Annotated in this window: 15 protein-coding genes; 1 reads left to right on the top strand and 14 read right to left on the bottom strand. The window is 37.6% G+C overall.

The window, feature by feature from the left end; translation table 11 throughout:
* Positions 1–96: 96 nt before the first annotated feature.
* The 14 genes from HZI73_RS23670 to HZI73_RS23605 all read right to left on the bottom strand — a co-directional run bounded on the left by HZI73_RS23670 (position 97) and on the right by HZI73_RS23605 (position 11975).
* Positions 97–1056: a hypothetical protein gene (locus HZI73_RS23670; RefSeq protein ID WP_212695805.1), complete on the bottom strand. Its 960-nt coding sequence runs from the start codon at positions 1054–1056 to the stop codon at positions 97–99.
* Between the two features lie 12 nt (positions 1057–1068).
* Positions 1069–1515 (bottom strand): hypothetical protein, encoded by a 447-nt coding sequence (locus HZI73_RS23665; protein ID WP_212695804.1) that lies wholly within the window; start codon positions 1513–1515, stop codon positions 1069–1071.
* Positions 1508–1915, bottom strand: coding sequence for a hypothetical protein (locus HZI73_RS23660; protein ID WP_212695803.1), 408 nt, complete (start codon positions 1913–1915; stop codon positions 1508–1510). Before HZI73_RS23660 ends, HZI73_RS23665 begins: the two co-directional genes overlap by 8 nt.
* A 10-nt stretch (positions 1916–1925) precedes the next feature.
* Positions 1926–2303 carry a hypothetical protein gene (locus HZI73_RS23655; protein WP_212695802.1) on the bottom strand — a complete coding sequence of 126 codons (378 nt, stop codon included), beginning with the start codon at positions 2301–2303 and terminating at the stop codon, positions 1926–1928.
* Positions 2304–2741: a hypothetical protein gene (locus HZI73_RS23650; protein WP_212695801.1), complete on the bottom strand. Its 438-nt coding sequence runs from the start codon at positions 2739–2741 to the stop codon at positions 2304–2306. It abuts the gene before it with no gap.
* Between the two features lie 48 nt (positions 2742–2789).
* Positions 2790–3326 carry a hypothetical protein gene (locus HZI73_RS23645; protein ID WP_212695800.1) on the bottom strand — a complete coding sequence of 179 codons (537 nt, stop codon included), beginning with the start codon at positions 3324–3326 and terminating at the stop codon, positions 2790–2792.
* Between the two features lie 191 nt (positions 3327–3517).
* Positions 3518–4078 carry a hypothetical protein gene (locus HZI73_RS23640; protein ID WP_212695799.1) on the bottom strand — a complete coding sequence of 187 codons (561 nt, stop codon included), beginning with the start codon at positions 4076–4078 and terminating at the stop codon, positions 3518–3520.
* Positions 4079–4091: 13 nt separating this feature from the next.
* Positions 4092–6074, bottom strand: coding sequence for a hypothetical protein (locus HZI73_RS23635; protein WP_212695798.1), 1983 nt, complete (start codon positions 6072–6074; stop codon positions 4092–4094).
* A 3-nt stretch (positions 6075–6077) separates the two neighbouring features.
* Positions 6078–7898 (bottom strand): ATPase, T2SS/T4P/T4SS family, encoded by a 1821-nt coding sequence (locus HZI73_RS23630; RefSeq protein ID WP_212695797.1) that lies wholly within the window; start codon positions 7896–7898, stop codon positions 6078–6080.
* Complete coding sequence (locus HZI73_RS23625) at positions 7891–8679, bottom strand: hypothetical protein (RefSeq protein ID WP_212695796.1); 789 nt, start codon at positions 8677–8679, stop codon at positions 7891–7893. The genes HZI73_RS23630 and HZI73_RS23625 overlap by 8 nt, the downstream gene beginning before the upstream one ends.
* Positions 8676–9254, bottom strand: a complete 579-nt coding sequence (locus HZI73_RS23620; RefSeq protein ID WP_212695795.1) for a hypothetical protein — start codon at positions 9252–9254, stop codon at positions 8676–8678. The genes HZI73_RS23625 and HZI73_RS23620 overlap by 4 nt, the downstream gene beginning before the upstream one ends.
* Positions 9254–10234 (bottom strand): CpaB family protein, encoded by a 981-nt coding sequence (locus tag HZI73_RS23615; protein ID WP_212695794.1) that lies wholly within the window; start codon positions 10232–10234, stop codon positions 9254–9256. The genes HZI73_RS23620 and HZI73_RS23615 overlap by 1 nt, the downstream gene beginning before the upstream one ends.
* A 246-nt stretch (positions 10235–10480) precedes the next feature.
* Complete coding sequence (locus tag HZI73_RS23610) at positions 10481–11023, bottom strand: hypothetical protein (RefSeq protein ID WP_212695793.1); 543 nt, start codon at positions 11021–11023, stop codon at positions 10481–10483.
* Positions 11024–11573: 550 nt separating this feature from the next.
* Positions 11574–11975 (bottom strand): RNA polymerase sigma factor, encoded by a 402-nt coding sequence (locus HZI73_RS23605; protein WP_212695792.1) that lies wholly within the window; start codon positions 11973–11975, stop codon positions 11574–11576.
* A 403-nt stretch (positions 11976–12378) separates the two neighbouring features.
* Between HZI73_RS23605 and HZI73_RS23600 the strand changes: the two genes are divergently transcribed.
* Positions 12379–13713 carry a hypothetical protein gene (locus HZI73_RS23600; protein WP_212695791.1) on the top strand — a complete coding sequence of 445 codons (1335 nt, stop codon included), beginning with the start codon at positions 12379–12381 and terminating at the stop codon, positions 13711–13713.
* The last annotated feature ends 153 nt before the right edge of the window (positions 13714–13866 follow it).

Raw genomic sequence — 13866 nt, 5'->3', positions numbered from 1 at the left:
AAAAAAATAATATATCATAATTTATAGAATATTTCAATTGAATATGTATGATTGACTGGCTATTCAAGTCATAGAGGCATATATGTCTATCTTCATTTAATCCATATACATCATATCATGAGCATACCCTGCCATAGCTGCGTCATGTACCGTTTCAAACAAATCTTCAATGGTAATAAAACCAGGTAGTTTATCCATGTAGCAGTAATACTTCTGACCATTACGTATATAACCACCAACCATACGTGCACTCTGAATCTTGGAACCTGCTACGCTAAAAGCGGAGATGGGTGTAGAGGTAGCAAAATCCACGTTTTGTACGATGGCAATAATAGATGGTCCTTCAATGGGGTTAACACCTGTAAAGGTGGTAAGGGAACTGGGGATATAGAAAGTATTTGCCCAGTTTGGATTATTCTCATTGAATGTATTAATGGTATAGGAGATATCTTTGGATACGATGTTGGAAATTTCACGGTGAATCTGTTCCTTGGATGAAATACCTGGTGGGAACCCCTTAGGTTTAGATAGTAGATTCCCTGACATTTTCAATGTATAGTCACTACCCATATTCAAGGCATAACTTGAAGTACCATTGATGTAGATGTAGGGCATTTTTGGTGAAAAAACCAGATCCCAAGTACCATCATGAATGCCATTCTCAGGGTAGGGGTGTGCATTCTCAACAAGCCTAGGGGTTGCCATGTAATAACCGTCAAACATGGCCACAGTAAATGTGGGAATAAAGTTCATCTTAACATGGGATCGATTTAAATCACTTGGGGTTAAACCATAGTTAAATAAAAAGACATCAACAAAAGTATCCAGTGCTTCTTGTGGGTTAGCACTTAGATAATCCTTATCGGAGTAATCCATGGATAAGTCCCGTGATTGAATCAGTTGTAACATGGCTGCGTCTGATGCGTAATCAATGGCATAGGAGAGTTTAAGCTGCTCAAATTCTCGAATATCTTTACGAATATACGTTGAAAAAAAGAGAAGTAATGTGGCTAAATAGAGAAGAACAACAAATAGAGGTAGGTATATTCTTTTCATCCATAGCACCTCCTATCGAATCATGCCTGCCAGTTGAAAATCTATTTTTGGCGGAAAGAATCGATTGAAATACCACATGAGCTTCTGTGCACTTGTGTAATCAATGGCTTCCACCTCCACTTCAATAATATCTCCTTGGTTCCAATTGGCGATTGCATCACTTAAGACATAGGTTGTAACGGTACTGCCGGCACCATCTGAGTTGACAACACGTATATAACGTTTAATCCGTACATCTACCGTAACACCGTGGGAGGAACAACCCAAGTAGAAATCTGTTCTTTGAGCATCGGTTATACGTCCGGTATCCGTTACTTTATCAATGAAGTTGGTCATTTCATTGAGGACCGCACGTTTCATGGTGAGGGATGTACTAAGGGAATTAATGATGAGGGGAGCAAGTACTAATAAAATAAAGACCATGAATAAGCCAATAATTTTATTAATAAAATCACTCATTCTTAATCACCCACTTTCTGGGACCGTTGCTATCCACGTATAGCTCAACAGACATCTTTTCCACAGTGGGCATAGCGGCATAGGCATTTTGCAAAGCACTGATGCGGTTCCCTAAAAAAGCTTCATCTATTTGGATGGTGGTACCATTAATTTCTATTATGTCAGGGTCAGCAGAGTAGACGTCAGCAATGGCTAACATAAGCATGGTATGATGGGAAGTAAATGGTTTATCATATGGTATAATCTCACCCTGTGTTTTAAGTGCTGTTTTTTCTATTTGAACATCAAATCCTCCAATTTTATTATTGTAGAGAGGGATCATGTTGGATACCGTAATGGGTATGAATAAAGCCAGTAATAGTATGGTGACCAGATAATCAATATAATCATCTATGTTCATGAAATCCCTCCTAATAGGTCGTTATACGAATTTTGTAAGCTTCTTGATAAGGCTCTACTTGGCATATGATTTGATGGCCAAATATTTTCTTTAAGTCGTCAATGGACCATATGCTGGTACCGTGAGCATAACCGGATATTGAAAGGATGGCATCCCGATTTTTCTCAAGAGCCAAGTAAACCGATGAAGCGGGTAAATCTTGAGTATAATTCTTAATGGATTCCAATTCTGCGCTGTAGATAAAGCTTGTGGATTTAGCAATGGTGTTAACGCCACTATGGTTAATCTGTTGACCAAATGCAATGGTAAGCCACATGGCGGAGATGACGAAACCAATAACAATTAAGATAACCGACTGTTTCAGGGTTGAGCTAATTTCACTTTCCATTTAGTCCCTCCTAAATTCCACACGGCTAATTTCGCCATTGGCATTTTTTTCAATGGTTGAGGTATAGGATGCTGTTACTGGAAGTACATTTTCAGTAATATGGGTTAAATCCCACATGTTGCTTGGAGAAGTTGGCGTCCATTTTTGGGTAAAGCTGACAGCAGAACCTGCTGTTGTGTCTACCCAAATTTCAGGTCTGCCTCGCGTTTCAAAGATTAAGGTAATAATATCTTGTGGTGTAAGATTGGTTTGATTATCGTATCGATTATATGTCCGATAAAGTTTGGTAACGGCAACGGCATTGATTTCTTGTTGTTGGACACGGCCAAAGTCACGTGATATTCTGGAAATGGTAAGTGCAGATACCAGAATAAGAGCCGCCGTCATCAGGTCAATGGATACCCATATGATTTTGCTCCATTCATCTATAGCAATCACTCCTTGTATATGAAAATAAAGCCCTTAGGCAGGCTAAGGGCTTTCGAGTTATTGTTGTGAAAAACAGATACCAACGATGGTTCCAGTTGTATCTTTTATTAGCTCAGCAAGAAATTTTGCAGTAGGTCTAATGAAAGTTTCGGAACCAGCTTTACTTGCGGGTAAATAATTCATGTTATAGGACATATTGTTGTCACTATCTAAAGCAATTGTATATGTATACCAAGATTCACCAGCATTCTTTGGAGGAACTCCAGTAGTGTTATTTGTTACACCTGCAAATAGTGCACCATAATTCGTGCCTTCACTATTGGTAATCTGTGTTTTTGTTCTTACAACTAAACCAGCTGGCTGCCCCTCAAATAATTTCAAAGCAGATAAAACCTGTGTACCGGATAAAATCTTCTGATCATAATCATCAAACACGGCTAACTGCATTGAACCCAACGAGTTCTGAACCGATGATATACCTTGATTGGTTGTTGAACGTGTAAATCCCATGATGGTGAACACCACCGAAATTAATACGCCTAAAATAATAAGTGCAATAGCAATTCTTGCACCAGTACCCATTTCACCTTCCATGAGTAATGTTCCCTCCTTTGTGGTGTACTGAGATGTTCAGTACTTGTCATGTCTTATAGGAAAGTTCTCAATTTAACAAATGAGATAGAAGCGTTTTCATTTGTGCTAAGAAAACTATCCTAACGAAACAACTTGCTTTGCAAGACGCGACGTAGTCGCTTTGTAATAGTATAAAAAAAGTTAATTGGTTACTAAGATATTTTTTTAGATTCTAATGCAGGAAAGGCCTTATAGAAATCCACTTCTTCCACAAGTACTTCTAATGCATTGTGTTCTTTCTTAAATTTGCCTGTGATCTCCACAATATCACCTTTTTTTATCTTGGATAACTCCCTAGCTTTTGCACCTTTGGCTACACAGTGGGCCACATTGAAGTTACCGTCATAGGATTTGTATTTGATGATAAAAGGCAGTATTTCGAGTCCAATTTTGTTTTTAATCAGTAGACCCTTTGTTTTGGCAATACAACCACCAATTTGTATCCTATTGGTTTCAGGTGTATCATCATCTACCGAATGAACCGTCATGATCTGCATAAACGTAAACAGTTTATTATCCTCTGTTGTCTCTGAACGTAGATAATATTGTAACTGAACTCGTCCTTCTAGGTCAGCAAGAATGTATTCTGAACCTACGGCGGGGATGTCAACACCGCTCATTTTGACGGTTGTGATATAGAAGTTCTCATTGTCTACAGTTTTGTATAATTGTTTATCTTGGGACAATGTCCCAATACCTGTGCTACATTTCATAGATTGTGCCTCCTTACTGGATTCCGGCCATTTCCAAGGCCTTCATAAATTCTTTTATACCCAATATACCCAGCGGTAAAAGGATATAACAAAAAGCAGTTAACCCTAATGGGATGAGCGCTAATGGGCTTACAAATGAACGTTTTTTCTTTAAAATGGTTTGCTGGGTGATTTCTCTTATACGCAGTACATGTGCTCGCTCTGATATAAGGTCACTGAACGCATCTGCCAGGGATATCTGATGGATGGTTAAGAGTAACTTATCCACCATACGCTTGAAGTCTGGTAGTGTTACCTTGCTTTTTAAGCGATAGAGAGCAAGCTCAGGGTCTGATGGGTATTCGTGATACGCATCAATGAGTGCGTTGCGATGGGTTCTTGATTGGCGTTGCAGCCAATACAAAGTCTCCATGGTGTCCACAGACGTATTCATCAGTATGGTAATGATGGTTTGTAGCTGCAAAACATCTTCTTCAGACTCTGTTTTCAGTAGCCGTATTCTCATTTTTAGTATACGTTCTGGTATATGCCAAGCCATAAGACCCACGCAAATGCTAATCAACAGCATCCACCATTTAAAATATGTGTTATAGTAGGATTGATATTTCGTTTGTAAACGTTGAACTTGAGCATGTTTATCAAACTCAGGTAACAATGGGAGATAACCATCCACGAAAGCTCTTGTTCGAGATGCACTCATCATGGGATGGGTATCCATATAGACCTTATCCATTTGCTTACGAATAAGAATGTCCTCCTTGGATAATTTCTCACCAGCTACCAATGACACTTCCTTGATATTATCTAGGATAAAATCCTTACCAAGTTCAACGGCAAAAAAGATAAAGAAGATGCTTAAGACAAAGGCTACTACCGTATACACAACTTTATTTGTATACAAATACCTAAGGTCTTTCATGGACATGGAGCGTTTCAGTAGGTTCTTCTTCCTATTTATCACCTTTTGTTTCTTTGGTAGGATGTCATTAATGAATATAGAAAAAGTGTCATATTGAAGCAGTTTTTTCATGAAAGTTTGTCGATCATCCTTACTAATCACCATGGTACTATTAATCTTAGTGATGGTGGTATACCCAATGATGGCTGTTACCACAATCAGTACACGGGATATGTAACCGATAGGTCCATTGTAGATAATGGACGTCCCTGGTATATTCGACACAAAAAAGGCTTCAATGGCTTTAATAGCCAATAGTGGTACCACTGGCAGATATTCTAATAAACCAAATTTTGCTTTTTGGAGAATCTGCTTCTGTACCTCAAGTTGGACTTCAGAGTGCATCATACCCATGGCTTGTATAAAATTAGATGAACCGTTCGCGGTGGTGCTATCACCGGCATTATTTAAGATATAACAAACACCAGAAAAGGTCTGCAATAGCTTAAAAGGGGTAGCTGCATAAAATTCTTCAAGTCGTCTTTCACCATCAACAGCAGTCAGAATTAAGTAGATATCTTCAAAAGCATGTTTAAGAAGAGGACCTACTTCAGCTTCAGCAATAGCATCAGGTATAACGCCTAGACGTAAATAGGTTTGACGAATGGACGAAAGAGATGCTAACAACTGTTTTAATAACTTAAAGTGTATGTGATCAATTTGCTTTTCAATTAAGATATTTTTAACCATGTAAGCAAAGAGAAAAAAGAGTATAAAGGTGAAGGTATCTCGAAACAAAAAGATGCCAGCTGCATTAATGCCCCAAAACGTACCTAAAGCCAGGCTGTAGAATTTAACGGTTACGGCTTTTAATTCTTTCTTACTATAAACCGATAACTCCGATAAGCGATAATAGAGCCTTCGAATGCCAGCTCGTGTAAGAAAGAAACGTTCGTATTGGTAGAATATCTTATTGTACTTGTTATAGTTCTTTTTGATTTGACTTCGCTTTTTTTTATCTGCCCGAACGATATAGATAATGGCTACGATACTGATGAGGAGCAAGGCAATAGGTGGTATTAATAACATAGGACTCACCACTTACACCTCCCAGTTTTCTTGGACAAAATGTGAGAAGTCCAATCGTTTGTCTTTTGGTATACAATTCATGATGTATTGGGTAAGCTCAGGTGAAAACCAATCAAGAGCTGTATAAGTATCCGTTGCAAGATCATATTTTAAAATGTCCCGTGTGGTGAATGTCTGTCGGTCTGTAATACGTGTATAATACTCTTTTGTGATGGTGTTCATGGAGTGTACAGGGTCGGAACGCAGATAATCGGGATAAGGAACGCCTTCATCCAGTTTAATAATCTCCGAAATACGTTCAATATAGCGTTTACCGTCAGTGGTATAATTTAAGTGAACGTCAATGCGCACAATATCAATTACCTGCTGCTCAGCTGTTACCATGGAAGTAAAGCCACCAGCGTTAACAAGTGAGTTTCTAAGAGCTCGCACAAGGTCAGCGGCTCGATTAGCATGGTGGGAGAAGATGGTAAAGATAGAGGCCACTTGCCCCATCTGTATCATTCTGGCAGCAATAGGGTCTGTTGCGACTTCGCCAACGATGGATACTGCTGCATCGGACTTTTTAAGAGCATCTTGTAAGTCAGATGCACTGACAAATTCTGTTTCTTGGACAGAGAGAATATTACGTTCTGGATACAGTTCACGTAAGTACATCTCAGGTGCCATTTCAAGTACCCGCAGTGTATACTTAGGATCAATGAATTCAATAAGCGCTGTCATAAGGGTTGTTTTACCAGAACCTTGACGTCCAGTGACACCACATGTGACTTGTCCCATCATTAAGAATTGAAGCAGGTGGATGGCTAGGTTAGCGTTATTGACGTAGGGTTTTTCAATAAGATTTTTTAAAGATACATCACTTAAGGAAAATTTCCTGACAAAGACTGCCCAATATTCTGCTGCTGGTGGTCGAAGTGCTAATACCCTTGATTTGTCAAACATGGTATTGACTAAATAGCCTCTTTTTTCCGTCAAGGGTCCTGGATTGTTATAACGGCATATTAGTTGTATCACGCGACGCAGTTCTTGTTCCGTTCCAAATGTAAGAAATCGCATGTGTATGTATTTTCCTCTGAAATACAGCCAGACAGAACGAGGTGCTTTTACCACCTGTTTATCATTTCTAAGATTTGATAAAATGGAACCGGATGTCCCACAGTTAAAACCATTAATATCCATTTCACGTAAGGTATCTAAGATGCCAAATCCTTTGTATTGCTGATAGACCAGAATGGTGAGTAAGTCAATTAGAACAGGATATGTCAATTTGTAATGCTTGGAACCATAGATCATATCAATATCTTCAGCGGTGATGGCATAGGAAGGAGCAGACTTATCTTCTATCAGGTAACGCTCACGATCCAAGTTATAGGCATCAATAATCTGTGCAAGGGCACCCTTACCATATTCTTTTTTATAAAAGTACAAGAGGATCTCAAATTTAACGCGGGTATCCAATGTTCTTGAATAAAAGTCATAGCACAAGTTTACATCTTGAACGGTTGGACATTCATCCATGATGACCGAACGGATAAGGTCTTGAACAATCACCTTGGCAGAATCAATACCATAGACACAGTTATTCATAGCATCTTGAATACGAGCTTTTCGTTTGTAAAAAGCCTTGAAATCATCATCACTAAAACCATTAAAACTTTCATCTTTTATCAGATCAGCTAAAGTATATTTCACCGTATCCACTAATTTTTCAAAAGTGATATGTGCGTCTTCTTCATAATCGGGTTTCTCGTTTTTCACACGATAATACCATATGGTTAAGCCCATGGCACTTCCTATAATCAAAGCAATGGTTAGGAATGTATTAGTCATTAAGCTTACCCTCCCAGTTGATTTTTACGCCTAAGTTACTCATAACTAAGTAGCAGAGGTCACGAATATCAGCGTGAAGGTTAAGTACCCTTAAATCTTTTTTGTAAATATAGGGCATTAATTTGTGCAGTGTACCTGAATTAGCCATCTTAACAACATAGGGGTTGTTGGTGATTTTACTGATTTTACGCTTATGCACGCCCATGGTTTTAGCCACATCTTTTAAGGGGCTGATATAAGGGTCATATTGGTTAACCACATAAACGGTTTTATCTTTGCTTGGATAGTAGGGACTTTTTTTGTAGAGCTTATATTTATTCAGAACATCCATGCCTTGAGAAACCAATACGATAACGATATCCACATTGTTTAATATGTGCTGTGTGTTTTCTTCAAAGGGTTCTGAATTAATTTCAGTGATAATAAGCTCATGAGGCAGGTTATTCAGAACGAAGCTTAAGAGGGCATCACTTTCTTCAGATGTAATGTAATCGCTGGAAGTCTGCATGATGTCCAGATGATGTGTTAAAGGGGTCAGATAATCCATAATATCATCACCAGAAATATTATTTCCCTCTAGCATACGAATTACCTGAGTCAGTGATTTTGTGCGATCTTCAATGTGATTTAACCCAAGGGCGATGTTATAAGTATCTGATTCAATACCTGTATACGTTAAACATACCTTCATACCGACCACATGTGCTAGAGCGGCCCCTAATAAAATACTGACAGTGGAACAACCTTGACGGCGAACAGGTGAATAAATAGCAACTTTCATGATTGCCACCCCTTTCTTAGTAATTTTAGGGCATCACTCATTTTCAGGGAGAGATGAGTTGCAATCAACTTTGCAATAGCTTTATTGACTTTGGGACTGGGTAGCGGTAGTAATACTTTTTTGTTTTCTAAAATTTCCAGGGTTGATAGGAGCTTAAGCGTGATGGGTATGTTCATGGTTTCTTTTGTACGGTCTGGCTTACCATCATACATAAGCTTAATGGGTGTATATGCATCCACACATTCTAGAAAATCTTTTTCACCATCTTCATAATCAGACCCTTTTACATGGATGTACATATCGATATCTTCATGTAAGGTATCACGAAGATCATAGATGACATGGTCGAAGTCATTCTCACGATGATCTATCTCTTCCCACACCTCATCAGGTGTTGCATCTGTGACACATATCATGATGTTTCCAAGATGGCCTGGTGAAGTGTAATCTTCTAACAGTCTTTTGAATCGGCGGTCATCTGTTATGACCACCACATCGCCTGTGTACTGTAGAAGCTTCATAAGTGGATAGAGGATAGGTCTTTTATCGGTAAAACCTAAAACACCTATTCTCACTAGTTAACCACTCCTTCCTGTATACTGAGATTGCTGTTATTGCTTTGCTGATTGGCTGCGGCTTCTCGTTGTTGTTTTTCTAACTCTTTTTGACGGGTTTCTTCCAGTTCATTCACCATTTGGGTATGCTCTTTTTCAGCACCAGTGATATCACTAAGTGTGCCTCTACGACCACTTGATAAAGCAGAGGCATCTTCATCACTAATGGTGGATAAACTGTTGGTAATCATGGTACGCTTTTCCTGATTAAGGGTTGTATTTATTTTTTCCATGACATTAGGGTCTTCGGTAATAACAGATAAAATATTGTCTGTAACAGAGTAAGTAACCTTGGAAGGTTCTTGTATACCAGGCTCTGTATATTTGACTAAGTTAAGAGAAGCACCGTTGTCAACGTGTAAAAAATAATCCACCAAAGCACCATTGTAGATATGTCTTTGTGAGCCTGTTAAATAGGTTTTGATGGTATTGGCATTGACATTCTCAACCCGTATGTGAGAGAGAACAACATATTTGTCACCATATGGATACGTAATTTCAAGGTCCACATAGTCACCTTTTTTCAGACCTACTGACCAAGAATCGGCAATAAGGTCTGTTTCACGTGTTGTATCATCTAGTGCTTCACTCATAAACATGTCATCTGTTAAAGGTGTCCCAGGTGATATGGCAATCTTATAAAATTTATCCATTACCTGCTGGGGTTCTAATACATAAGAATCATTAATGAGTGATTCGGGTGTTTGGACAAGCATCAAATCTTCTTGTTTTACTTCTTGTCCAGGAAAAGTTGCTGCTCTTACAGAATAGACATCTACAAGAGTTCCTATATCTTGTATGGTAGCATTTAGGACCTCTATTTCAGTCTCATAGCCTACTTTCACTTGAGCAATATATTGATTCCAGAGATAAAACTGGCCACCATTTGTTAACAATGCTACAATGAGCGTAACTATGAGATACTTCATCCAATTTCGCATGTTTAAGATCTCCTTTAATACGTATTCATCATTGTGTTCTCTGTTACCCGTGTCCAGTTGGCTAGAACGGTTAATGTTTAAACTTTATATACAAAATGCAGTGGAGGGCATGTAGGATGGCTAGCATAAACTGTTGGGATATAACAATTGTATGGGAGCCTATAAGGATAACGGGATAAGAGGGGATCTATATCATTATCGTTGTGACGTTACATGTCTATCCACTACACTTTGATATCGTATGTATCACTTTTTCTTGGAAGCACGCTCATTGACATAGGACAATGGGTCGGGTACTTCACCAGATATGTTCTTGAAAATCTTAATTTTTTCATCTAGAACAATAACCCGCATATATATATCATCTTTTTTGAGATACATATCCAGGTATAAATAATTTGCATATTGAGCGAATATAACCCAACCTGATTCCTTCAGATGCTGTAGATACATAGTAGAGGTTTCAAGTGTTGCATCATACGTAAAAGGTGTAGCCTCTTCAAGGTATGTGGTTATATCCGATTCAGGTGGTGGTGCTTCAGAGTTAATGGTTGGTAACGTTAATCTTTCTTTGATTGTTTCATAACATTTTCTTAAGGTTATGGTTGAATCTTCCTTAACATCTTTTAAGAAAACACTTTCCCCATCGGTATACAGTTGATAGTGATTATCCATATGTATAGCTTCCCTCATAATAACAACAGGTGGGGTGTTTTCTTGTGTTGTCGTTTTACATCCAGATAATATTAGTAATAGAGCTAAAAAATAGAGTAATCGTTTCATTGTCAATGCTTAACAACTCCTAGCATAAGGATCTTTTGCATGCTTACATACCTTGGAGAGTCATGGTTTTAATACAAGGTATATATGGGGTCCACCTTTATTAGCTGATTCAAGATCCATCACATTATTTATTCCCCCCCGAATAAAAAATGGTGCCAATCAATGTTTAAAAATGAATTGCATAATTTAGGCTGTCTATGGTTGTAGACAACATAGGTTTGTTACCTCTCCCTTTTCAAAGCGAGCCACCTTCTTTACGATGTGTTAAGACGAGGTGGAAGTATCATTATCCCCCTTTTGGGTCATGGCGATTTATCTTAACCAAAGATAATATATAAGCAATAAATATCGCTCGGGACATGCCGTCGTGGCGTATTGCTTAAGGCGCTTTACAAAAGAGGAACGTACCCAAATTATACGTTTATTAGATTGTCAATGTTCAGAAAAAATGACATAGCTTACTAAAAGGCAAATAATTCCCCTTATTATATAGCCTTGAAAAATGACGAAATCGGACATTTTATTAAAAAAATTTAAACTTTTTATATTTTTTTGTTTAAAACATACTTTTCTTAAGCTTATCTAATGCTCTTCTATGTCTTTTGCCGACAGTATCCTCTTTCATGGCTAATTGTTCTGCAATTTCTTTGAAACTAAGCTGTTCTACATACCGCATCTTGATGATTTTTTTATCAATTTCTTTAAGCTGTTTTAGAGAATGATATAAATTTTTATTTTCGATAGCTTCTGAAAAGTCGAATATAGCATCCACTAAGTCCTCCTTTGTATGTGATAAATGTGGCTTGTAGATATGTTGTTCCTCCAATTTGTCAAATGATATGTTATGTCGATAGTACCGCCTTGCTTGATTCTTTTCCATCTTGTCCTCCTCCTCAATAACTCTCTTGATTTCTTGGGATATAATGCCTTTCATTTCCGTTTGCTTTCTTGTAAACATGATAACACTCCCTTTTGCCTAAGGTATATTTGAATATTGTTACAAAAACACGTGTATAGTTAATAGTATATAAACTATTTGTCTTATTTTGTTGAAGAATTTATTTTTTTTATTTAAAATGAATATAAATAATAGAATTTGGTAGAGATAAATGAGCAAAATGTTGAAAAAAATCATAATGTACTAAGAGTTATATGTTTACAGAAAGTTGTAATTTGAAATTGAAATGCATATTTGGTTTACAAAAAAAATATATTATGTTAAAATAACCCCATTAATTCTTCAAAACTACACAAAAATAGGAAAGTTCCTGAATTCAGACAAATTTTATGGGCTAAATGCATGTTTAAACAAGGATTTCTTGCATGCCAAAGGGCTCATAAGTAGGAAAGGGGTGAGGGAAATGGTTGCTGTTATTTCAGGACCAAAGTATTTGGAAGATATTGATAAGGCAATGGGTACATTACGTCAAGAAATTATCTATAAAAAGGTTGATCGGGATATTGATATCCTTGAAGAACAAGAGATGCTGAAGTCCATGGACGTGCATTTGATTATTCTTGATATGGCCAGTGTTGAAGATCATAGAAAAGTACCTGCATTTATTCGAAAATTAGATGCTGTGAAGGATAATTTGCGCTTTATGATCATTGCTCCTTATAGTTTGTCTGGTCATGATACCATGAATGATCTCATATCCATGGGTATCTACGATATCATCGGTCAAGATGATTATGCAGGAAGCCACATCTTATCAGCGCTTATAGAACTCTATGAGAGTCCATCCACCTATGCAAAAGCCATCAAATGGGACAAAGAAGTAGCAGGAAAAAGACAGCAAGAAAAAGACTTTATTAACACAGGTGAAGGGCGATTTGGCAAGAAAACCACCGATGTTATTACAGTGGAAAAAGATAAGATTGTGGGTACTGTGGTCATTGCCGTAGCAGGTGTGATGAGCCGAATTGGCACCACACATACAGCCTTGTCCATAGGAAAATTTTTACTTCGAAAAAAACATGGTGTGGCCATTGTTGAAATGGATCATAGTGATGCTTTTACAGCTATTGAGAAAGCATATAACAATGTAGAGCGAAAGAAGCGATTGTTTTCGTTAGCAGGTATGGATTTCTATCCATTTGATCCCACCACATCTGTATCGGACCTTATATTGGGTGATTATAGTTATGTCATTTTGGACATGGGACCTTATGCCACCTGTGATATACCTGAGTTTAGACGGGCTCAGGAAAGAATCATTGTATGCGGTGTAAAAGATTGGGAGTTAATAGCTCTTGATGCATTGCTAAAAGCAGAGGATAAAAACAGTTCCCATAAATATTTATTTAATTTTTGCGATCATGAGACCTTTAAGTTTGTGAATAAGAGTATGGAGCATTTAAGTTGCTATCAAGGGGCATATAACCCACAGCCTTTTGAGGAAAATGACCATGCCAGTGAGGTTTATGAAGTATTACTTAGCCATGTACTACCACAGATTAAGGAAGAGAAAAAAAGTTTTTTTTCCTACATACGAAAAAAAAAACTCATTAAACAGCATAAGCCCATTCTGCTCAAAAAAGCTGCGTTGAATGCTGGGTCCGAAAAAACGGATTTCTTAAATTTTTTAATGATTATATTAATAATCTCTGTGGTTGTTATCGTATTTGTCTACTTGGTGACACATACGACATTATTTACAGGGATTAAAGCGTATTTTAGAAGCATTGTCAACTAAACAATAAGTTCAATATGGAATCATAGAAGTGACACGAGAAAGTATATATGGAGACAAGATAGATATAACTTAACTTGATACAAAGTTAGAGCCAGTTATGCATAATTGGTAGTTATATTATTTTTTGTGCCAAAAATTCGAGCATACCGTAGA

Origin of the sequence: Vallitalea pronyensis, from assembly GCF_018141445.1 — a bacterium.
Taxonomy (GTDB): Bacteria; Bacillota; Clostridia; order Lachnospirales; family Vallitaleaceae; genus Vallitalea; species Vallitalea pronyensis.
The sequence above is the reverse complement of the archived record's forward strand: the minus strand, read 5'-3'. Positions and strand labels throughout refer to the sequence as shown.